This window comes from Paraburkholderia phytofirmans, from assembly GCF_046028095.1.
Taxonomy (GTDB): Bacteria; Pseudomonadota; Gammaproteobacteria; order Burkholderiales; family Burkholderiaceae; genus Paraburkholderia; species Paraburkholderia phytofirmans_A.
In genome coordinates this window covers 249,867-271,719 of the sequence record NZ_JAQQDJ010000002.1, presented here as the reverse complement: position 1 = coordinate 271,719, position 21,853 = coordinate 249,867, and the positions used below count along the sequence as shown (strand labels likewise).

General features: G+C 64.4%; 15 protein-coding genes and 2 pseudogenes. 10 read left to right on the top strand and 7 right to left on the bottom strand.

The features are described from left to right. Positions 1 to 10 precede the first annotated feature (10 nt). The 5 genes from PQR54_RS05685 to PQR54_RS05665 all read left to right on the top strand — a co-directional run bounded on the left by PQR54_RS05685 (position 11) and on the right by PQR54_RS05665 (position 3,921). Entirely contained in the window at positions 11 to 1,411 is a 1,401-nt protein-coding gene (locus PQR54_RS05685) for an FAD-containing oxidoreductase (RefSeq protein ID WP_408244438.1), read from the top strand. Positions 1,412 to 1,438: 27 nt separating this feature from the next. Continuing rightward, positions 1,439 to 1,789: a cupin domain-containing protein gene (locus PQR54_RS05680; protein ID WP_408244437.1), complete on the top strand. Its 351-nt coding sequence runs from the start codon at positions 1,439 to 1,441 to the stop codon at positions 1,787 to 1,789. Between the two features lie 135 nt (positions 1,790 to 1,924). Continuing rightward, positions 1,925 to 2,500, top strand: a complete 576-nt coding sequence (locus tag PQR54_RS05675; protein ID WP_408244436.1) for a TMEM175 family protein — start codon at positions 1,925 to 1,927, stop codon at positions 2,498 to 2,500. A gap of 5 nt (positions 2,501 to 2,505) precedes the next feature. Continuing rightward, positions 2,506 to 3,312: a hypothetical protein gene (locus PQR54_RS05670; RefSeq protein ID WP_408244995.1), complete on the top strand. Its 807-nt coding sequence runs from the start codon at positions 2,506 to 2,508 to the stop codon at positions 3,310 to 3,312. A 120-nt stretch (positions 3,313 to 3,432) separates the two neighbouring features. Next, entirely contained in the window at positions 3,433 to 3,921 is a 489-nt protein-coding gene (locus tag PQR54_RS05665) for a metallophosphoesterase family protein (RefSeq protein WP_408244435.1), read from the top strand. Between the two features lie 81 nt (positions 3,922 to 4,002). Here the strand turns inward: PQR54_RS05665 and proP are convergent, their stop codons facing one another. The 3 genes from proP to argA form a co-directional block, all read right to left on the bottom strand. Next, complete coding sequence (proP, locus tag PQR54_RS05660) at positions 4,003 to 5,505, bottom strand: glycine betaine/L-proline transporter ProP (RefSeq protein ID WP_408244994.1); 1,503 nt, start codon at positions 5,503 to 5,505, stop codon at positions 4,003 to 4,005. Positions 5,506 to 6,206: 701 nt separating this feature from the next. Continuing rightward, positions 6,207 to 6,482 (bottom strand): oxidative damage protection protein, encoded by a 276-nt coding sequence (locus PQR54_RS05655; protein WP_012433611.1) that lies wholly within the window; start codon positions 6,480 to 6,482, stop codon positions 6,207 to 6,209. A gap of 54 nt (positions 6,483 to 6,536) precedes the next feature. Then, the gene (argA, locus tag PQR54_RS05650; protein ID WP_012433610.1) at positions 6,537 to 7,925 is read right to left on the bottom strand and encodes an amino-acid N-acetyltransferase; all 1,389 of its coding nucleotides are present in this window, start codon (positions 7,923 to 7,925) and stop codon (positions 6,537 to 6,539) included. A 23-nt stretch (positions 7,926 to 7,948) separates the two neighbouring features. Here argA and hrpA point away from each other — a divergent pair, with 23 nt between their 5' ends. Beyond that, on the top strand, positions 7,949 to 12,475 hold the full coding sequence (gene hrpA, locus PQR54_RS05645) for an ATP-dependent RNA helicase HrpA (protein WP_408244434.1): 4,527 nt from the start codon (positions 7,949 to 7,951) through the stop codon (positions 12,473 to 12,475). Between the two features lie 235 nt (positions 12,476 to 12,710). Here the strand turns inward: hrpA and PQR54_RS05640 are convergent, their stop codons facing one another. The 3 genes and pseudogenes from PQR54_RS05640 to PQR54_RS05635 all read right to left on the bottom strand — a co-directional run. Beyond that, on the bottom strand, positions 12,711 to 15,470 hold the full coding sequence (locus PQR54_RS05640) for a YadA-like family protein (protein ID WP_459251828.1): 2,760 nt from the start codon (positions 15,468 to 15,470) through the stop codon (positions 12,711 to 12,713). A 93-nt stretch (positions 15,471 to 15,563) separates the two neighbouring features. Next, positions 15,564 to 15,656 (bottom strand): annotated as a pseudogene (locus tag PQR54_RS38925) (hypothetical protein); the annotation flags it as partial. Between the two features lie 161 nt (positions 15,657 to 15,817). Beyond that, positions 15,818 to 16,309: pseudogene (locus tag PQR54_RS05635) on the bottom strand (hypothetical protein); the annotation flags it as partial. Positions 16,310 to 16,901: 592 nt separating this feature from the next. On the opposite strand from PQR54_RS05635, the gene PQR54_RS05630 reads away from it, so the two are divergent. The 4 genes from PQR54_RS05630 to PQR54_RS05615 all read left to right on the top strand — a co-directional run bounded on the left by PQR54_RS05630 (position 16,902) and on the right by PQR54_RS05615 (position 20,829). Further along, positions 16,902 to 17,921, top strand: coding sequence for a YVTN family beta-propeller repeat protein (locus tag PQR54_RS05630; RefSeq protein WP_408244432.1), 1,020 nt, complete (start codon positions 16,902 to 16,904; stop codon positions 17,919 to 17,921). A 59-nt stretch (positions 17,922 to 17,980) separates the two neighbouring features. After that, the gene (locus PQR54_RS05625; protein ID WP_408244431.1) at positions 17,981 to 18,979 is read left to right on the top strand and encodes a sterol desaturase family protein; all 999 of its coding nucleotides are present in this window, start codon (positions 17,981 to 17,983) and stop codon (positions 18,977 to 18,979) included. A gap of 147 nt (positions 18,980 to 19,126) precedes the next feature. Continuing rightward, positions 19,127 to 19,960 (top strand): EI24 domain-containing protein, encoded by an 834-nt coding sequence (locus PQR54_RS05620; protein WP_408244430.1) that lies wholly within the window; start codon positions 19,127 to 19,129, stop codon positions 19,958 to 19,960. A gap of 32 nt (positions 19,961 to 19,992) precedes the next feature. Then, a complete protein-coding gene (locus PQR54_RS05615; RefSeq protein ID WP_408244429.1) occupies positions 19,993 to 20,829 on the top strand; it encodes a competence/damage-inducible protein A in 837 nt (278 codons plus the stop codon). 297 nt (positions 20,830 to 21,126) lie between these two features. On the opposite strand, the gene PQR54_RS05610 is transcribed toward PQR54_RS05615, so the two are convergent. Next, the gene (locus PQR54_RS05610; protein ID WP_012433603.1) at positions 21,127 to 21,591 is read right to left on the bottom strand and encodes a rhodanese-like domain-containing protein; all 465 of its coding nucleotides are present in this window, start codon (positions 21,589 to 21,591) and stop codon (positions 21,127 to 21,129) included. Positions 21,592 to 21,853 lie beyond the last annotated feature (262 nt).

Genomic DNA, 21,853 nt, shown 5'->3' with positions numbered 1-21,853 from the left:
GAGAGTTGCCATGCCACAGCACTTCGACGCAGTTGTGATCGGTACGGGACAAGGCGGCTCACCGCTGGCCGTGCGTCTGGCTCAAAGCGGCCGCAAAACGGCGGTCATTGAACGGGCTGCCTTTGGCGGCACCTGTGTGAACGTCGGCTGCACGCCGACCAAATCTTATGTGGCGAGCGCCCGCGCGGCGCATGTCGCGCGTCATTGCGCGGAACTCGGCGTGCAGGTGAGCGGCGCGATCAGCGTCGATCTGGCCGCGGTCAAGGCACGCAAGGACAAGATCATCGGGCAGTCGCGCGACGGCGTCGAGAAATGGCTGCGCGGCACGAAGAACATGACCGTGTTCAAAGGCCACGCGCGTTTCACCGGACCGCACGCACTCGCTATCAGCGGACCGGACGGCAATCTGCTCGACGAGATCAGCGCCGACGAAGTCTTCATCAATACCGGCACGCGCGCAGTCGTGCCGCTGCTCGACGGGCTCGAGCGGATCCGCTACTACACCAACTCCAACCTGCTCGATCTGACGGAATTGCCGAGTCATCTGGTGATCGTCGGCGCGAGTTATATCGCGCTCGAATTCGCGCAGATCTTTCGCCGCTTCGGCAGCCAGGTGACCGTGCTGGTGCGCGGTGAACGCCTGCTCACGCGTGAGGATGCGGATTTCGCCGATTCCGTGCAGAAGGTGCTCGCGCGCGAGGGCGTGGAATTTCGCTTCAATGTGCAGCCTTCGCGCGTCGAGCCGCATCCGCATCGCGAGAACGAGGTGTGCATCGGTTTCGAGCAGAACATTCCGGCGCTCGAAGCGTCGCACCTGCTGTTCGCAACCGGCCGTGAACCGAATACCGACGACCTCGGCCTTGCTGCCGCCGGCATCACGGTAGACAAGCACGGCACGATTCCCGTCGATGGCCAGTTGCGCACCAACGTGCCGGGCGTCTGGGCAATCGGCGACGTCAACGGACGCGGGGCCTTCACTCACACCTCCTACGACGACTATCAGATCGTCGCGGCCAATCTGCTCGACGGCGGTTCACGCAGCGTCGATACGCGGATCATGGCGTATGCGGTGTTCGTCGATCCGCCGCTCGCACGCGTCGGCGCCTCGGAAGCCGAGGTGCGCAAGTCGGGCCGCGACGCGCTGATCGCCACCATGCCGATGACGCGCGTGGGCCGCGCGCGCGAACGCGGCGAGACCGACGGCTTCATGAAGGTGATGGTCGACAAGGAGAGCAAGCGGATTCTCGGGGCGGCGATTCACGGCATCGAAGGCGATGAGGCGATTCACACGTTCATCGACATCATGACGGCAGGCGCGCCGTATCCGACCTTGCAGTACGCGATGCATATCCACCCCACCATCAGCGAACTTATTCCGACCTTGCTCGATGGACTCAAGGCGATGAAGTGAGCGGCGCACACGAGCCAAGCAGGTACGATGAAGCGCGCAATCCGAAGCGGCAATCTGTTCGACCACGACGCATCCGCTAACGCGGACGAGCAGGTCGACACGCTGGTCGAGCAGGGCGGCGTGAGCATCGAGCGGATCGTCTCGATGGGTCACGCCAGCCCGCCGGGCTTCTGGTACGACAGTCCGCGCGCCGAGTGGGTCGTGCTGCTGAGCGGCGCGGCGGCGCTGGAATTCGAAGGCGAGGCCGAGCCTCACCAGATGAAAGCCGGCGATCACGTGCTGATCGACGCGCATTGCCGGCATCGCGTGGCATGGACGAGCGAGCAGGAGCCCAGCGTGTGGCTCGCCGTCTATTACCCGGACGACGCTTCGACCTGACGCGGCAAACTGGCGATCGATCAGGCGCATCGACAAAGCGTCGGGCCATCGCGGATAATCGGCAACGGCGTGGGTCGTCTGCGGTACGCGGGCGAACGGTGCGCGCAACCGCATTCATCCTCAGGAATCCAACCGATGGGCAAGGGACGTGTCGAAGCCTTCAGCGATGGCGTGATCGCCATCATCATCACGATCATGGTGCTCGAATTGAAGGTGCCGGAAGGCTTCGATCTCGCCGCGCTGCGGCCGGTGCTCCCCGTGTTCTGCGCGTACGTGCTGAGCTTCGTCTACGTGGGCATCTACTGGAACAATCATCATCACATGTTCCATGCCGTGCAGAAGGTCAACGGCGCGGTGCTGTGGGCCAACCTCCATCTGCTGTTCTGGCTGTCGCTGCTGCCGGCCGTCACGCATTGGGTCGGCGAAAACCATCTGGCCTCCTGGCCGACCGCGATGTACGGCGTGGTGCTGTTCATGTCGTCGATCGCGTATTTCATTCTGATGGGCGTGTTGATCCGCGAGCACGGCAAGGACTCGACGCTCGCCAGGGCGGTCGGCAGCGACTTCAAGGGCAAGGTTTCGGTCGTGATCTATCTGGCGGGTATCGCGCTGGCGTTTGTCGTGCCTTGGGTTTCGGCCGCGCTTTATACGCTCGCTGCCGCGTGGTGGCTGGTGCCGGACCGGCGCATCGAACACGTGCTGGAATCGTAAGCGTGCTGCTCGCGCTCAAGCTGCTGCTCGTGCCGGCGTTTCTCGCCGCGCTGATCGTGGCGGGACGCGTTTGGGGGCCGTCGGTGGCGGGGTGGCTGGCGGGGCTGCCGGTGGTCGCCGGGCCGATCGTGTTGCTGCTCGCGCTGGAGCGCGGGCCGTCGTTCGCGGCGCAGGCGTCGGCGGCTTCGATCGCGGCGATTGCTGCCTCGGAAGCGTTCAATTTTGCGTATGCGTGGACTTGCCGGCGGGTTGCGTGGCCGCTCGCGCTGATCGTTGGAATGGCCGGTTGGGTCGGCGTTGCAATTGTGCTCACGCAGCTTCCCGCCGGACTTGCATGGGCGGTGGCGGCGGCCTGTGTGGCCGTGGCGGTGTCGCAAAGCGGCTTGCCGCGCGTGACCGGCCACGTGCCCGCGGCGCGATTCGGACTCGGCGATCTTGCCGTGCGCATGCTCGCCGGGGCGTTGCTGACGGTCGCGGTCACCACGCTTTCCGCATCGATGGGCGCGACGTGGAGTGGGCTGCTGTCGGTTTTTCCCTTGCTCGGCATCGTGCTCGCGGTGTCGGCGCAGCGCGCGCACGGCGCGGACTTCGTCGCGTTGCTGATGCGCGGCATGGTGATCGGCCGCGCCTCGTTCGCGGCGTTCTTCGCCGTGACGGCGACGATGCTGCCGCAGTACGGCGTGTGGATCAGCTTCGCGTGCGCCTCGGTGGTTTCGGTGATCGTGCAGGGCGCTACTAAGCGGATGCTCGGCGCGAAACGGCCGGTGCAGGCCGTGTCGCGTGAACTCGCGGAGCAGCAGTCGGTGGAGTGAGTGGGTGGATGCCGGGTGTCCAAGCGATCGGCCGCGGTGCTGCAGACCGCGAAGAGCGCAGATGCCCGCTCACCGAAACGATCGCCCCCGCCGTCCGCTCATTTGCCCGATACTTCCAACATGACTTCGCGCACTCGACAACCCACACGCACACGAATCGGCCTGATCTCGGACACGCACAACCTCGTGCGCCCGGAGGCGTTGCAATATCTGGCCGGTTGCGACGCGATCATTCACGCAGGCGACATCTGCAACGAAGCCGTGCTCGATGCACTCGCACAGATCGCGCCGGTCACGGCGGTGCGCGGCAACAACGACACCGGCGCCTGGGCCGCGTCGCTGCCGACGCACATCACGCTGACCGTGCAGCAAGTGACGATTCTCGTCGTGCACGACATCGCCGACGTGGGCGCCGATCCGCGCAGCCAGGGCATCGACGTGGTGGTGACCGGCCATTCGCACAAGCCAATGATCAGCGAACGCGACGGCGTACTGTTCGTCAATCCAGGCAGTGCGGGGCCACGGCGTTTCAAGCTGCCGATTTCAGCCGGGATCCTGATTGTCGAAGGTACGCACGCCAGCGCGAGCTTCGATTCGCTGGTGCCATAAAAAAACGGGCCGGCAAAAAATTGCCGGCCCGTTCTCAGACTACTCGCGGACAAGCCGCGCTAACCATCAAACAACCCGCGCTCAGGCACGCGCCGTTGCGGTTGCCGCATAACCTTCGTCCATCTCTTCGGCTTCACGCTCACCGCGCAACACTGCATGCGCTTCGGCACGCGTCGCCACGCACGGGCCCGAGCCGAGCAGCGGCTTGCGGGCGGTCTCGCGCAGCGCCATCACCGAGACGATACCGATCAGCGACGCGCCCATCAGGTAGTACGCGGGCATCATCAGATTGCCGGTGCTGTTCACCAGCCATGCGGTCACGAGCGGCGTCGTCCCGCCGAACAGCGACACCGAAATATTGAAGCCGATCGCCAGCGCGCCGTAGCGGATCTTGGTCGGGAACAGCGCCGGCAGCGCCGACGGCATCACACCGGTGAAGCACGACAGCAGCACGCCGAGAATCATCAGGCCGCCGAACACCGGCACCACCGTGCCCATGCGGATCAGCAGCAGCGCGGGAATCGACAGCGCGAACAGACCCACGCAACCGAACAGCATCACCGGCTTGCGGCCGATCGTGTCGGACAGACGGCCGGCGGCGAGCGTCATCGGCATCATCAGCACCATCACGAGCAGCACGAGGAACAGGCCGTGCGTTTCGTTGAAGTGCAGCGTGGCCGACAGATAGCTCGGCAGATACGAGAGCGCCATGTAGTCGGTCACGTTGAAGATCAGCACGAGGCCGACGCACAGCAGCAGCGGCTTCCATTGCTGCGCGAGCAACTGGCCGAACGACTGCTTCGGCACGGCTTTGTCCTCGGCTTCGCGTTGCTCGGCCTGCTTCTTGAACGCAGGCGTTTCTTCGAGCTTCATGCGGATGTACAGACCCACCAGACCCAGCGGGCCGGCGATCAGGAACGGCACACGCCAGCCCCACGAGAGCAGCGCGTCGTTCGAGAGCGTCGCGGTCAGCACGGCAACGGTGCCCGCGCCGAGCACGTAGCCGATCAGCGTACCGAACTCGAGGAAGCTGCCCATGAAGCCGCGGCGCTTGTCGGTCGAGAATTCGGCGATGAAGGTGGCCGCGCCGCCATACTCGCCGCCGGTCGAGAAGCCTTGCACCAGACGCGCAACCAGCAGCAGCACGGGCGCGAAAATGCCGATCGTCGTGTAGCTGGGGATCAGACCGATCGCGAAAGTGCCGAGCGCCATCATGATCATGGTCATGGCGAGCACACGTTGCCGGCCGATGCGGTCGCCGAGCGGCCCGAACACCATGCCGCCCACCGGCCGCACGAGGAACGCCGCGGCGAACGTGCCGAACGTGGCGATCAACTGCGCAGCCGGACTGGCCGACGGGAAGAACACTTTGCCGAGCGTGACGGCGATGTAGCTGTACACGCCGAAATCGAACCATTCCATCGCGTTGCCGAGCGCCATGGCGCCGACGGCCCGCTTGAGGAGAGATTTGTCGACGACAGTGATGTCGTCGAGAGAGAGGCGTTGTTCTTCTTTGTGGTGTCGCCAGAAGCCGTTGCTGGAAGCGGTCAAGGTGAAAACTCCAATGACTGCGACGAAACTCATGATGCGCATGAACGTTCCGCCACGGTTGCTGGGAAGTGCAGTTTCGCGAGCAAGGCGAAAGCCTCTCCGTCGCCGCAAAGGGCGATGGAGCTGGGCGCGATGGGAAACACCACGCCCGTGCCTCGCGAGACAGGTCGCGAAAAACACTCGTCTAGATTGTGCTGACGTTGCACCTGCGTGGCCGTGGAAGGGGGGCAGGTGCATGAGGACGCTGGGGTGGCTGAAAGCTGGCCCATGCGCCGCTGGAAGGCTTGAAACGAAAAAGGCCGGTGCTTTACTCGCCGCTCACGCGTGACGCGAAACGGGGAAACGACCGACGAGCCTTCTTGTATAAAAACTGTTCAATTCGGGATGGCACACGCACTGCGCGCCAGACTGAAGAGAACGTGAATGAAGGTGAAATGCTGTTGGAACGAGGCACATGATAGCACGATAACAGAGGATCGTGCAAACCAGCTGTCCGCCCTGGAGCTTGGCGAGGGTGCTCAATCCCTTGCGGGGCGGGGGATCGAGCGGAGCCTGGCGGTCTGGAAAAGGGGCTTAAAACCGCATGGAAATGTACCGTTTGGAGAGTTTTGCAGGCGGTGCTGGGGCACTTATCTGGCAGTCTCGATTGGGCGAATCCGGCAGTGCGTACAGACGAAAAAAATCCGCGCACGCGGCGCGGATTTCGGTCATGCAGTTTAAAAGCGCGAAAGCCGTTACTCAGCCGACGGCGGCACATAACCCTGCGCCGTATCCGCACCCTCGCCGAAGAAGAACTTTTCGGTCTGTTTCATCAGATATTGGCGCGCGCGCGGATCAGCCATGTTCAGGCGGTTTTCGTTGATCAGCATGGTTTGCTGTTTCAACCAGGCCTGCCAGGCTTCCTTCGAGATGCCTTCGTAGATCCGCTTGCCGAGTTCGCCGGGCAGCGGCGGGAAATCGAGGCCTTCGGCTTCCTTGCCGAGCTTCGCGCATTGAACCATACGAGTCATGCTGTGCTTCTCCTAAAATCGGTGTGGGGGCGGACAGTCGCTATATAGGGCCGCTCAGAGCTGTTTCATCAGCACGAGCGACTTGCGCTGCCAGTTATAGAGTCGGCGGCGGTCTTCCGGCAGGTCGTCGACCGTGACCTTGACGAAGCCGCGCTTGAGAAACCAGTGTTCGGTACGCGTGGTGAGCACGAAAATGCGCGTCAGGCCGCGCGCCCGCGCGCGTTGCTCGATGCGCTTCAACAGCCGTTCGCCGTCGCCGGTGCCTTGCGCTTCGGGCGCGACCGTCAGGCACGCCATTTCGCCGATGCGCTCCTGCGTGTACGGATACAGCGCCGCGCAGCCGAACAGCACGCCATCGTGTTCGATCACCGAGAAATGGTCGATGTCGCGTTCGATCTGGTGACGCCCGCGCCGCACCAGCGTGCCGTCCGATTCGAGCGGCTCGATCAGCGCGAGAATGCCGCCGACGTCGTCCGGTGTGGCTTCGCGCAGGCTTTCGAGGTTCTCGTACGAGATCATCGTGCCCACGCCGTCGTGCAGGAACAGTTCGAGCAGCAGGCTGCCGTCGAGCGCGTAAGGGATGATGTGCGCCCGCGCCACGCCGCCGCGGCAGGCGCGAATCGAGTGCTTCAGGTAGAAGCCCGCGTCGCCGGTGACTTCACCGCTTTCGTGCAGTTTGTAGGCGTCGTCGAGCGACAGTTCGCGCACCAGGACGGGGCCTTCTTCGCCGGCTTCCATCAGGCCCGGCGTTTCGGTCAGGAACACGATCTTGTCGGCGCGCAGCGCGATCGCCGCGGCGGACGCCACGTCTTCCATGGCCAGATTGAAGGCCTCGCCGGTGGGCGAGAAGCCGAGCGGCGAGAGCAGCACCAGCTTGCGGCTTGCGAGAGAATGGCGGATCGAATCGGCGTCGATCTTGCGCACCACGCCGGTGTGAGCGAAATCGACCCCGTCGAGAATCCCCACCGGCCGCGCCGTCACGAAGTTGCCCGACACCACGCTGATGTGCGCGTGCGCCATCGGCGTATTCGGCAAGCCCTGGCTGATCGCCGCCTCGATATCCAGACGCACTTCGCCGGCCGCTTCTTTCGCGGATTCGAGCGCGCGTGCATCGGTAATGCGCATGCCGTGCGAAAACTCGGACTCCACGCCGTGCAGGCTCATTTGCTCTTCGACCTGCGGGCGCGAGCCGTGCACCAGCACGATCTGGATGCCCATGGCCTGCAGCAGCGCGATGTCGGAGACCAGCGCGTTCAGGAGCCCCTGATGCACCACCTCGCCGCCGAACCCGACGACGAACGTCTTGTTACGGAACGCATGGATGTAAGGGGCGACTGAGCGCATCCAGTCGACGAATTGCGCGTGCTGGGCGAGATCTTCCGTTGCGCCGGCGGGGGCCGGAGCGCTCGCGGGCGCGGGGACGAGGTCGGTTTGGGAATTCATGCCGGGGATTATAATGCGCCCCCATGTCGAATGTACCCAAAAGTCCCGCTGCGGCGAACGAGAATCCGGCGCCGGCCGCCGATGAAAAGAACGGCGGCGGCGCGCTACGCCGCGATGCGCAGGACCCGAACCGCAACACGTCGCACACGGCGCGCGAGCCGCGTCGCGCCGCGGAAAATGCGCAGGCGCCGGCGCAGAAAAATAATCCGGGCCGCGAGGCGCGTGTTCGGGAGAGTGACGCGAAGCCGAAGCACGCCGAAGCTGGTGAAGTGAAGCCGTCGCACGGCGGCGAAGACCGAGGCGCGGGCCACAGTTCCGGACGTGCACAGAAACAGCACGCGCCGCAGGGGCAGCAGCCGCCGCGAAACGGCGAGCGGCGTGCTCAGCCCGCGAATGTGCCGGGCGCGAATCAGCAGAAAGCGGGCGCTCGTGGCGATCAGCCGCGCCGCTCAACCGCACAAGGCGCGGAGTCGCGGCGCGAGTCCGGTGGCGCGTCTGGGCAAACATCGCCGTCAGCGAGCGACGCCGGGCGCGGCGCCAGCCGGCGCGAGCAGCAGCCGTCCCGTGCACCTCGCGCGCCGCGTGTGGTCGTTCCCAACCCGATTCCGCCGATTACCTACCCGGAAGCGCTGCCGGTTTCCGGCCGTCGCGAGGAAATCGCCAAAGCCATCGCCCGGAATCAGGTCGTGATCGTCTGCGGCGAAACCGGCTCCGGTAAAACCACCCAGCTGCCGAAAATCTGCCTCGAACTCGGGCGCGGTCTCGGCGCGGGCGGCTCGGGTCTCATCGGCCACACGCAGCCGCGCCGGATCGCCGCGTCGGCGACGGGCCGCCGCATCGCCGAAGAACTCGGCACGCCGTTCGGCGAAGTGGTCGGCTACAAGGTGCGCTTCACCGACAATCTGTCGCCGGGCGCGTCCGTCAAGCTGATGACCGACGGCATTCTGCTCGCCGAAACGCAAACCGATCCGCTGCTGAAAGCGTACGACACGCTGATCATCGACGAGGCGCACGAGCGCAGCCTGAACATCGACTTTCTGCTCGGCTATCTGAAGGAAATTCTCGTCAAGCGTCCCGATCTCAAGCTGATCGTGACCTCGGCGACGATCGACGCGGATCGTTTCGCGCGCCACTTCGGCAGCGAAGAAAAGCCCGCGCCGGTGATCGAGGTGAGCGGGCGGCTTTATCCGGTCGAGGTGCGCTACCGGCCCGTCGCGGAAGACAGCCCCGCCGTGAAGGCCGCGCAAGGCGACGCGCCTGCTGCGCAACGCGGCGGCGACCGGCCGAAAACCCAGCGCGAAACCGATCGCGATCTGATGGACGCGATCGTCGACGCCGTCGACGAACTCTGCCGCGAAGGCCCGGGCGACGTGCTCGTGTTCCTGCCCGGCGAGCGCGAAATCCGCGACGCCGCCGAGGCGCTGCGCAAGCATCACCCGCCGCATACTGAAATTCTGCCGCTGTTCGCGCGGCTTTCCGCGGCCGAACAGGAGCGCGTGTTCCGCACCTCGAACGCGCGCCGCATCGTGCTGGCCACCAATGTCGCCGAAACCTCGCTGACGGTGCCGGGCATTCGCTACGTGGTCGACACCGGCCTCGCGCGCGTGAAGCGCTACTCGTATCGCAACAAGGTCGAGCAGTTGCAGGTCGAGTCGATTTCGCAGGCCGCCGCGAATCAGCGGGCCGGGCGTTGCGGTCGCGTCGCCGACGGCATCTGCATTCGCCTCTACGAGGAAAGCGACTATCAGGGCCGCGTGCGCTTCACCGATCCGGAGATTCTGCGTTCGTCGCTGGCGTCGGTGATTCTGCGGATGAAGTCGCTGCATCTGACGGCGATCGAGACGTTCCCGTTCATCGAGCCGCCGCCGGGCCGCGCGATCGCCGACGGCTATCAACTGCTCAACGAACTCGGCGCCGTCGACGACGACAACCAGCTCACGCCGCTCGGCCGCGAACTCGCGCGGCTGCCGCTCGACCCGCGGGTCGGCCGGATGATTCTGGCCGCGCGCGACCAGCAGGCGTTGAAGGAAGTGCTGATCATCGCGAGCGCGTTGTCCGTGCAGGATCCGCGCGACCGCCCGATCGAAGCGCAGGAGCAGGCCGATCAGGCGCATCGCCGGTTCGCCGACGAGCGCTCCGAATTTTTGCAGTGGCTGAAAATCTGGAACTGGTTCGAAGAAGCGATCGCGCACAAGAAGTCGAACAAGCAACTGCACGAGGAATGCCGCAAGAACTTCCTGTCGCAACTGCGCCTGCGCGAATGGCGCGACGTGCATTCGCAACTGTTGACGGTGGTGCGCGAGCACGGCTGGCGTCTGAACGAAGCGGAAGCGACTTTCGAGCAGATCCATCTCGCGTTGCTGACGGGCCTGCTCGGCAACATCGGCCTCAAAGCCGACGACGAACCGTATTACCTCGGCGCGCGCGGGATCAAGTTCTATTTGTGGCCGGGCTCGGCGCTGGTAAAGAAAGCCGGTAAGTGGGCGATGGCCGCAGAACTCGTCGAGACGAGCCGGCTGTACGCGCGCTGCATCGCGAAGATCGAGCCGGAGTGGATCGAGAAGATCGGCGCGCATCTGTTGAAAAAGTCGCTCTCCGAGCCGCATTGGGAGAAGCGCGCGGCGCAGGTCTCGGCGTTCGAGCGCGCGGTGTTGTACGGGCTGCCGATTTATCACCGGCGGCGCGTGAGCTTCGGCAAACAGGATCCGGCGCGTGCCCGCGAACTGTTCATTCGCGGCGCGCTGGTGGAAGGCGAGTTCGATACGAAGCTCGCGTTTTTCGCGCACAACCGCAAGCTGCTCGCCGATATCGAGCAGCTTGAACACAAGTCGCGCCGCCAGGACGTGCTGGTCGACGACGAACTGATCTTCGCCTACTACGACCAGGCGCTGCCGAAGGGTATTTACACCGGCGCGTCGTTCGAGCGCTGGTATCGCGACGAGGTGAAAAAGAGCGGCCAGCCGGAAGACAAGCTGCGCCTGCTCTATCTGTCGCGTGACGACCTGATGCGGCACGAAGCCGCCGGCGTGACCACCGATCTGTTCCCGAAACGGATGACGATGGCGGGCGTCGAAATGGCGCTCACCTATCACTTCGAGCCGGGTTCGCCGCGCGACGGCGTGACGCTCGCCGTGCCGCTCTATGCACTGAATCAGGTCGACGCGCGACGCTGCGAATGGCTCGTGCCCGGCATGCTGAAAGAGAAGGCGCAACTGCTGCTCAAGTCCTTGCCGCAGAAGTTGAGGCGGCATTGCGTGCCGCTGCCCGAGTACGCGGCGGGTTTCGTCGACCGGCACAGCGGTCCGCGCTTCGGTGCGGGCGGCCTGCTCGAGTCGCTGATCGCCGATGTTCGCGAGCAGACGCAAGTCGCGATGAAGCAGTCGGACTTCAAGCTCGAGACCTTGCCGCCGCATCTGTTCATGAACTTCAAGGTCGTCGACGAGCATGGGCGCCAGCTCGCGATGGGCCGCAATATGTCGCAACTGCGCGCCGAACTCGGCGGCCAGGCGCAGCAGCATTTTCAGAAGATCGCGTCGAGCGCGGCTGGGGCGGCGTTGGCGGACGCGGGCGGCGGCGGTGTCGCGACGCCGTCGCAAACCTCCGGCGCGGCCGGCGCGGGCGCGCCGCGGGGCAAGGGCGGTGCGGCCGCCGCGTCAGGTCCGCAGACCGCGCCGCAGGGCGGGGCGCAGGGCACGGCGCTGTATGAAAAGCTGACGACATGGAATTTCGGCAAGCTTCCCGAGTTGCTGGAAATCCGTCGCGGCGGGCAGACGTTGTTCGGTTATCCGGCGCTGGTGGACCGCGGCACGCATTGCGACGTCGAAGTGTTCGATTCACCCGACGAAGCCGCGCGGATTCATCGCGCGGGATTGCGTCGACTGTTCGCGTTGCAGTTGAAGGAGCCGATCAAGTATCTGGAAAAGAATCTGCCGGGTCTGCGCGAAATGGCGATGCAGTTCATGCCGCGCGGCACGCAGGAAGAGTTGCGCGATCAGCTGATCGACACCGCACTCGACCGCGCCTGCCTGCAAGACCCGTTGCCCGACGACGACGTCAGTTTCCACACGCGCCGCGACGAAGGCCGCAGCCGTCTGACCTTGCTCGCTCAGGAAATTGCCCGGCTGGTCGGGCAGATTCTGGGCGAATACGCGAGCGTGACGAAGAAGCTGGTGCAGGCGCGGTCGTTCACGGCGGCGCATGCCGATTTGCAGAACCAGCTCGACGGACTGATCGGCAAGCGCTTCGTTGTCGACACGCCGTACGCGCAACTGGCGCATTTCCCGCGCTATCTGAAGGGGATCGCGCTGCGCATCGACAAGCTGAAGGCGGACCCCGCGCGCGACGCGCGGCAGTTCGCCGAATTCCAGCCGCTGCTGCAGAACTATCAGCGGGCGGTGGCGCAACGCGGCGGCGTGCTGGATCCGCGCTTGTCAGAGTTCCGCTGGTTGTTGGAAGAGTTGCGGATCTCGCTGTTTGCGCAGGAGTTGCGTACGCCGATGCCGATTTCAGTGAAGCGGCTTTATAAGGTGTGGGAGTCGATGCAGCGCTGATCGGGGCGAGGAGGGGGCGCCTCGCGTGAGTGGTTTCGGCTACCGATCGGCGTGATAGACCGGCAGCCTTTCGCGGCGAGGTAAAAGAGCGCGCGACGCCATGCCTTGTGGGAATGGCGTCGCGCGCAAAAACGGGCGTGGGCTAGGGTCGAGCCCGCGCTCGTCGTACATGAAAAGTCGATGGATCGGCCTTTTGCTGTGACTCGCTTTGGCCTCGCCTGTCCATCTAGTTCCGTTACCAGTGCATACCGGCGCCAATCGCCGCGCCGAACTGGCCGCGCGAATCCGTGGTGCCTTGCAGCTTGTAGACCCACTTTCCCGTTTCCGAGATCTGCGATACGCCGATGGCCAACGCCGACTGACCTGCATAGGTGCCGCCGGCCATCGCGACCATGCCGTGACCCGGCAGAATTGCCTGCGGCAAGCCGGCCATTGCCATGGCGGATGCCGTGCCGCCGTAACCGTCGCGACGGGCCGAGCGGATCTGGTCGTCGGTATAGCTGTTCGCCTGACTGACCGCTCCACCCACGCTTTGCTGCAACTGGTTGACGTTGACCGCGTCGGTGCCTTGCACGCCAGCTGCGACATTGGTGATCTGGCGTTCCTGGCCTGCCGCGCCGACGGAGACGGTGTTTGCGCGGTCCGCGATCGAGCCTTGCCCCAACGCGACGGAGTTGCTGGCGCTGGCGTTTGCTGCTGCGCCGAGCGCGGTGGCGTTGACGCCGCTGGCGATGGAGTTCGCGCCGAGTGAGGTGGCATTCGCGCCGCTCGCCAGTGAGTTGGCGCCGATGGCGACCGCGTTGGTGCCGGTGGCCTGAGCGTTGGCGCCCGCGGCCACGGACTGCGTACCGGACGACACGGCGCCCTGGGTATCGCGATCGCCTTCCGCGCTGAAGAACGGATTGCCCGAGTTGACCACGACGTTGTTGACCGCGCCCGCAATGGCCGCGTTCAACTGCTCGACATTGACCGCATCGGTGCCGTCCACCCCCGCCGCGACGTTGTGGATCGCCGTGCCGCCGTTCGCGGCGTCGCCGCCGAGCGTCACGCTGTTTTTGTTGACGCTGCCGTCGGCGTTCTGGTCGTACATCACCGCGCCGTCGAGCTTGGCGGCATTGGCGGCGCCTTGATCGCTCACCGCTTTGAGCTGCGCGACGTTGACGGCGTCGGTGTCGGCAGTGCCGGCCGCGACGTTCGTGATCTGGCGTTCGTTGCCGACGGAGCCGACCGAGACGGTGCTCGCGCGGTTGGCGATCGAACCTTGGCCCAGGGCGACAGAGTTGTCCGCGGCGGCGCGGGCCTGATAGCCGAGCGCGGTGGAGTTCGCGCCTGCTGCGCCAGCCAGGTAGCCTAGCGCCACGGAGTTGTCAGCCGCTGCGCTGGACTGGTAGCCGAGAGCGGTGGAATTTGCGCCCGCTGCGCCGGCCTGGTAACCCAGTGCTACAGAGTTGTCGGCCGCGGCGCTTGCCTGATAGCCCAGCGCGGTGGAGCCGTTGCCCTGCGCGTTGGCGAACCCGCCGACCGCCGTGCTGAAATCGCCGCTCGCCAGTGAACTCGTGCCGACGGCCGATGCAGCTTGTCCCGCCGCAAGCGCCGAACTGCCGACGGCGACCGCGTTGTCGCCGGTGGCCGCTGCGTCGTCGTTGCCGTCGTTCAGACCGTTCGCCTTGAAGTAGCGCGAGGCGGTCGCGCTGGCTGCCTGCAATTGGCTCAGGTTGACGGCGTCGGTTGCCTGGGTGCCGGCCGCGACGTTCGCGATCTGGCGTTCGTTGCCGGCGGAGCCGACGGAGACGGTGTTCGCACGGTTGGCGACCGAACCCTGGCCCAGGGCGATCGAACCGTCAGCGGATGCGTCCGCGTCGTGGCCGATCGCAATTGAATCGACATTGCCGGCAACGGCGTTGTAACCCACGGCGATGCTGCCGGCCGACGCAGCCGAAGCGTACGCGCCGAGCGCGGCAGCGCCTGTTCCCGCCGCGGCGGAGTTGGCGCCGAGCGCCGTGCCGTAGTCGCCCGATGCGCCAGCGAGCACCCCTGTTGCGACCGCATGCGTGCCGCTTGCGACGGCATCGTCCGTGCCGTCGGCGGCGCCATCGGCCTTGAAGTAGTGCTGCGTGCCGCTTTGCGAGAGCGCGCCGACCTTGCCATCGACCGCACTCAATTGACTCAGGTTGACTGCGTCGGTCGCCGCCGCGCCCGCTGCGACGTTAGTCAGGCGGCGCTCGTTGCCTGGCGAGCCAATGGACACCTCGCCGAGGGCCGCGGTCGCCTGGACCACGCCGCTCGTACCGAATTCCTCGCCGGGCTGGCTGAGATTCGCGGTGGTGGTCGAGTTCGCCCCGAGCCCCACACTGTTCGCAGCGGTGACACTGGCGTTGTAGCCCAGTGCCACGCTGTTCGTGCCGGAGACCTTCGCGTTGGCGCCGAGCGCTGTCGAGCCGTCGGCGTAAGCGAGCGAGTTGTTGCCGAGCGCGGACGCGTACGCGCCATAAGCAGTCGCGTTGCGTCCCAGCGCGGTGCCATTTTGCCAGGCGCGAGCACCCGCGCCGAGCGCCACGGCGTTCGTGCCGTTCGCCAGCGCCGCATTGCCGATGGCAACGCCGTTCAGGCTGCCCGCAGATGCTGCATAGCCGACTGCGACGGCATTCGCTGCCGATGCGTTCGCCTGATAACCGGTAGCGACGGCACCGGTTGCTGCTGCGTCGGCGTTGTAGCCGATCGCAACGGCGCCGGTGCCGGCCATTTCCGAGTGAGCGCCGTGGCCGAGCGCGACCGAGTCGGCGCCGTCTGCCTGAGCGTTGTAGCCGACCGCCGACGCGCCGGCGGCGGTTGCGTGAGCGTCGTCCGGCGTCAGCGTGTCATCGTTGGTCCGGACGTACCTGATGCCGCTGCCGTTCTGACTGACGTAGGCAGTGCTGGTGTCGCCGGTGACAGCGTAGAGCTGGGCGCCGTTCACGGCGTCGGTGCTGCCGGCGGACACGGCACCTCGACGCACGTTGGTGATGGTCGTGCCGCCTGTGACGCCGCCGTCCGTGGAGGCGGGGCCCGCGAGCGCGATGCTGTTCGTGTTGACTGTGCCGTTCGCATTACTGCCGTAAGTGACAGCGTTGGCAGTAGCTGCGGTGATGGCGCCTCTGAGTTGGCTGACGTTGACGGCATCGGTGTCGGCCGCGCCGGCGGCGACGCCGGTAACGGACCGGTTGCCGACGTTGACCTCGCCAGCCGAGGTTTGTGGTGCGGCGAGGCCATAGGCGGTGTATCCGGTCTGGGCGCCGACGGTCGTGAGTGAACCCGCGCCGAGGGCGACACTGTTCGCGACCGTGCTGACGCCGCATAGCCGATAGCGACCGAGTTCAGGTTGCTAGCCCGCGCGGCTGAGCCAAACGCCGTGGCCCCCACTCCGCTGGCGAAAGCCTGATCGCCGATCGCGATTCCGTAGAGCGCCGCAGGTGCGGTTGTCGCCTGCACGCCCATTGCAACCGATTTGTCGCCGTAGGCCTCCGCCTGAACGCCGGTTGCAATCGACATATTGCCCTGCGCACCTGCCTGAAAGCCAGTCGCGATTGCGTAGGGGCCCCCTGCGATTGCACCGATGCCGATCGCAATCGCGCCTGGGCCCGCCGCATAGGGAGCGAGATCGTTACCGGGGGAATTGACGCTCGTATCTACGAAGACGGCGGCCTGCGCCGCCGGCGCGCCCCCCGCCAGTGCCGCCAGAATCAGCACTGCACGCGCGATGGCTTTTCTGCGCTTTGTCTTCGATCTTGCCGATACTGCCGCTGCCGGCGACGTTGTTGTCGCTTCACACCAAACCAATGGGTTATTGCTATTCATTGTTTTAGAAACTCCGCGGTAGTGCGAGAGTGCACGGCACATGAGCGCGGGTGTTCGAATAAGGGTTTATCGTACCGATAAACCGCGCAACAAAAAATCTCGAGACTTTGGCATTGCCCGATTCAGTCGTTCGTTCTTTCTTGATTTGCGCAACACCCGCGTAGCGCCTGTGCATCCAGCTATCAGTGGATAGGGATGAGACGAGACGATTGTGATGTTTGGCGGCGGCGCAGGGGATCAGTTATATCCGAAGTGATTGCGGAAAAATCTCTTTGTGTCGGCGTGTCTTGATTGATTAATGTGTGAGAAACAATAAATAAGGAATCTTCAAAATAAATTCTGGTAATTTTTTATTTAATTTAAGCGGATTCTTGTTCCTATCCGCTCTCATTGAGATTCGTGGTTTCAAGCTTGATAATCCGTCACCGGCGCGTTCAGAAAGACGCGGTCACGTCCTGTGTTCGCTCTGGCTCGCCATACCGCGAGCCAGAGCATCCCGCCCTTGATTTCTCTGGGCCATACCCCGACCTGCGTCAACCGCTGGCCCCGGCAAACGTTCTACAATGACGGTTGTTCTCCGAAGTGAGTTTTCATGCGTAAATTTTTTCTTCCCGGCTTGACTGCCACGGTCGCCGCGGGCGCGGTGCTAGTCGCCGCCACAGGCTTTTTTTCTCCGGCGGCTCACGCCAACAACGTGATCGTGCTCAATTCCGGCGAAGCCACGCTGAGCCTGATCGACGAGGCGACCCGCCAGGTTGTCGGCACGGTGCCCACGGGTAAGGAACCGCATCACCTGATGGCCACGCCGGACAATTCGTCGTTGATCGTCGCGAATTCGGTGTCGAACAATCTGATGTTCGTGGATCCGAAATCCGGCCAGGTGCAGCGCTGGGTCGAAAATATCGAAGACCCTTATCAGATCGGGTTTTCGCCTGATCGCAAATGGCTGGTCACCACTGGCCTGCGTCTGGACCGTCTGGACATCTATCATTACGACGGCCAGAAGAACCAGATGACGCTGGCGTCGCGCCTGCCGCTCGCCGTCATGCCGAGCCATATGGCGTTCACGAATGACAGCAAGACGGTCTTCGTCACGTTGCAGGTGTCGGGCGAACTGGCCGCGATCGACCTGGCCACGCAAACCGTCAAGTGGAAGATGAAGGTCGGCAAGGTGCCGGCGGGCCTGTGGATGACGCCGGGCGAGAAATATCTGCTGATCGGCATGACCGGCTCGGATTACGTCGCGGTGGTGGATTGGCGCAACCAGAAGATCGTCAAGACGATCCACACCGGCAACGGCGCGCACAACTTCCGGTCGCTTGCCGACGGCAAGCACGTCGCGGTGTCGAACCGCGTGGCAAGCACGATCAGCATCATCGACGAGGACACGCTTACCAACGTCGGCGACATTACAGGTTTGATGCCTGGACCGGACGACATGGAACTTTCCGCCGACAAACGCTATCTGTGGGTTACGTTCCGCTTCGCGAAGCACGTCGGTATTATCGACCTGAACACGCGTAAGCTGATCCAGACGATTGCCGTCGGCCGTTCGCCACACGGCATCTATTTCTTCAATCGCGCGCCGGTCACGGCGCCGAACGGCGCCTGATGCGAAGGCTCATGCCGCACCACGCGAACCGTCACGGATGAATTAACCAGACCAGCACCATGTTCCATCTGATTTTTTCTTCCCTCGACAACTTCGTCTCCGCCGTGCAGACGTTGTTGTACGTCGACGTGGTGCAGCCGCTGCTGTTCCGCTTCAATCTGATGGATTACGACGAAGACACCTACGACAGCCTGTATTGGGTGATCGTGGGTGTGATCGAAGTGCTGGCCATGTACGCGGTTCTGCGTCCGCTCGAAGCGCTGCGTCCGGTGGAGAAATGGCAGAGCCGCAAGGCGGTGCGCGTCGACGTGATCTATACGTGGATCGCCAAGCTCGGCATTCTCAACCTGTTCTTTTTCTTCGCGCTGCAGCCGTTCTTCGACGCCGTGCAGGCATGGCTGCGGCTGCATAACATTTCGAATATCGAGTTCGACAATCTGTGGCCCGGCGTCACCACGCAACCGCTCGTCACGTTTGTGATGTATCTGCTGGTGCTCGATTTCGCCGGCTACTGGTATCACCGCTGGGAACACCGGATCGGCGTGTGGTGGGAACTGCACGCGGTCCATCACAGCCAGCAGCAGATGTCGCTGTGGTCCGACGACCGCAACCATCTGCTCGACGATCTGCTGCAAGCCTCGTTCTTCGCGGTGATCGCGCTGGTGATCGGCGTGCCGCCGTCGCAATTCGTCGTGCTGGTCGCCATCACGAATCTCGCGCAGAGCGTGCAGCACGCGAACATTCGCATGTACTTCGGCTGGCTGGGCGAGCGCCTGCTGGTCAGCCCGACTTTCCATCGCCGCCACCATGCGATCGGTTACGGCCACGAAGGGCTGAAATACGGTTGCAACTTCGGCGTGCTGTTTCCGTGGTGGGACATGCTGTTTCGCAGTGTGTCCTGGAGCCGCGAAATGGAGCCGACCGGCATCAGCGATCAACTCGAAGGCCGCCGCTACGGCGACGGCTTCTGGGCGCAGCACTGGCTCGCCTTCGTGCGCATCGCCGGGCGTCTTTCGCCTAAGCGCCGCACCGAAAGCAACGACGCCGCCGCCGTTTGAGCGCGCTTCCTCCCACGCCGCCGGTTTCCCCGGCGGCGCGTCACGTGGTTTATCCTGTTCACGTTTGCGACCAAGCGCGGGGCTGCCCGGCGGGTGCGTCGCGCGGTTCGCCCCATTCCATCGTTTCGTTCACCGGCACTGGCTCGCATGAATGATCTGTTGCGCTCGTTTGGACGCGCGCTCGCAAGCGCGCTCCACCCGCGCATGCTCTGGCTGACCTTCATGCCGTTTCTGGCGGCGACGGTCGGGTGGGGCGTGATCCTGTGGTTTTCCTGGCAGACGCTGATCGGTGCGACCCGCAGCTGGCTCGAAGGCTGGTCGTTCACGATCACGCTTTATCATCTGTTCGACTGGCTCGGTTTTTCGGCGCTGCATGCAGCGATCGCGCCGTTTATCGTGATCGCGATGGCGATTCCGCTCATCGTCGTCACGGTGCTGTTGCTGATCGCCACGCTGTCGATGCCCGCGGTGATCCGCTTCCTGTCGGCGCGGCAATTCCCGAGCCTGGAAATGCGTCGCGGCGGAACGTGGTACGGTAGCCTGGGCCAGGCGTTGTGGACCACGCTGGTGTGTCTGGTGCTGCTGATCGTCACGCTGCCGCTCTGGCTCGTGCCGCCGTTCTTCGCGCTGATTCCGCCGCTCCTGTGGGGCTGGCTGACGTATCGTGTGATGAGCTACGACGCGCTCGCGCTGCATGCCACGCGTGACGAGCGGCGCGCGCTGGTGCGGCGCTTCCGCTTGCCGCTGCTGCTGATCGGCATCGCGAGCGGCTTGCTGGGTTCGCTGCCGACGTTGTTGTGGGCGTCGTCGGTCTGGCTGATCGTGCTGTTCCCGGTGGTCACGGCCGTGACGATCTGGATCTATGCGTTCATCCTCATATTTTCGGCGCTATGGTTCGGCTACTACTGTCTGCGCGCGCTGCAGCGCATGCGCGCAGAAGAGCACGGCGGCGTGCGGCACGCGGCGCCGGTTCCCTACTGATGCATTACTGACTAAGCGAAAAAGAGGCGGCAATGGCATTTGGCGTCATCATCATCGGCGATGAAATTCTGTCGGGCAGGCGTATCGACAAGCATCTGCCGAAGGTCATCGAATTGCTGGGCGCGCGCGGGCTGTCGCTCGGCTGGGCGGAGTACATCGGCGACGATCCGGAGCGCATCACCGCGACGCTGCGGCGCACGTTCGCCTCCGGCGACATCGTGTTCTCCACGGGCGGCATCGGCGCCACGCCAGACGACCACACGCGTCAATGCGCGGCGGCCGCGCTCGGCGTGCCGCTCGAACTGCATCCGGAGGCCGCCAAGCTGATCCAGGAGCGCATCCGCGACATGTATCCGGCGAACTCGCCCGCGCCGCTCGATCTGGAGTCGCCGGAGAATCGGCATCGGCTGAATATGGGCACGTATCCGCAGGGTGCGTCGATCATTCCGAACGGCTACAACAAGATTCCGGGCTTTTCGATCCATCATCATCACTTCGTGCCGGGCTTTCCGGTGATGGCGTGGCCGATGATCGAGTGGGTGCTGGACACGCAATACGCGCATCTGCATCACGCCATGCCGCACGCGGAAAGGTCGCTATTGGTGTTCGAGTTGCCGGAGTCACGCGTCACGCCGCTGATGGAAAGAATCGAACGCGATTTTCCGGGCGTGCGGGTCTTCAGTCTGCCGAGCGTGGGCGATGCGGAGCGCGGCGGCGTGTACGCGCGGCATCACATCGATCTGGGCGTGAAAGGCGAGCCGGAAGCGGTGGCCGCGGCGTTCGTCAAGCTGCGGGAAGGTGTGCATCTGCTGGGCGGCGATATCGTCGAACCCGAGGCGGCTGCTGCGGCGGCGAAGCCGCGCGGCTGATCCGCACGACATACGTTTGATTCGGTTTGACTTTGTTCGGGCGCTGCGGCGCCCGTTTTTCATTGCGTGCGTTGCCGATGCTGAGCGCGGCTTCCGCGGATCATCGGCCTGTCACATTGAGCGCCGAGGATACGCTGTGGTCCCACATGCGAGCCCCAGGAAGCTGGCGCAGAACCGCTCCCGAGGAGAATCCGCCATAACTGCTTGCGGGCACTTATCAAGCAAGCAGGCCACGGAACGCTAGCGCGCGAGCAAGCGCCACACAGCCGCTGCGCAGCAGTCACGCAATCGCCGCACTCACGCGCCGATCCACGGCAATCCACGAAAGCACCAACCCGACACCGTCTTCCGATGCCCCTGGCCGTCCTTGTCGCCTTCGAAGCCTTCCAGCAGGTCATACGCCTTGGTGAAGCCGGCTTGCGTGGCGGCGATCGCGGCGAGCTTCGAGCGCGCCGCACTGCGGCACAGGAACAGCACGGGCGTATCGGGTGTGGCGACCTGTTTCAACTGCGCGAGAAATTCCTGGTTCGGCACCGCGCCCGGATAGCGGGTCCATTCCACGTGCGCGTATTGACCGTCGCCAATCACCGGCCGGCCGACCCAATCGAGTTCAGCGCGGGTGCGCACATCGACGAGACGCGTGCGCGGATCGAGTTGCAGCAGTTCGAACGCTTCGGCGGGCGATATCGCACCCGCGTACGGCAACTGATTCTCGGTGCGGCGCTTGTCCGCGCTGGCGTACAACTGTTCGAGCGTGCTCATGAGCGCAAATCTCCTTCGGACCAAATGACCATTCTAGCGCGCGGCGTGCGGCGCGCGCATGGCGCCAGCGGCAGAGAACGGGCGTGCGCCGAGATCCGTCGAATGCGCAAATTTGGTGCAAATTTCGTGAAATGCACCAAAATAAAGATGCTGGCCGTTGTCAATCTGGCGAATGCACATGTTTGGTGCGGAGTTTGGCCAGATGATTTGAGGGCTGCATGCCGCGCGGTGCGTCCATTCCCCGCAAACGCGCGCGCACTTT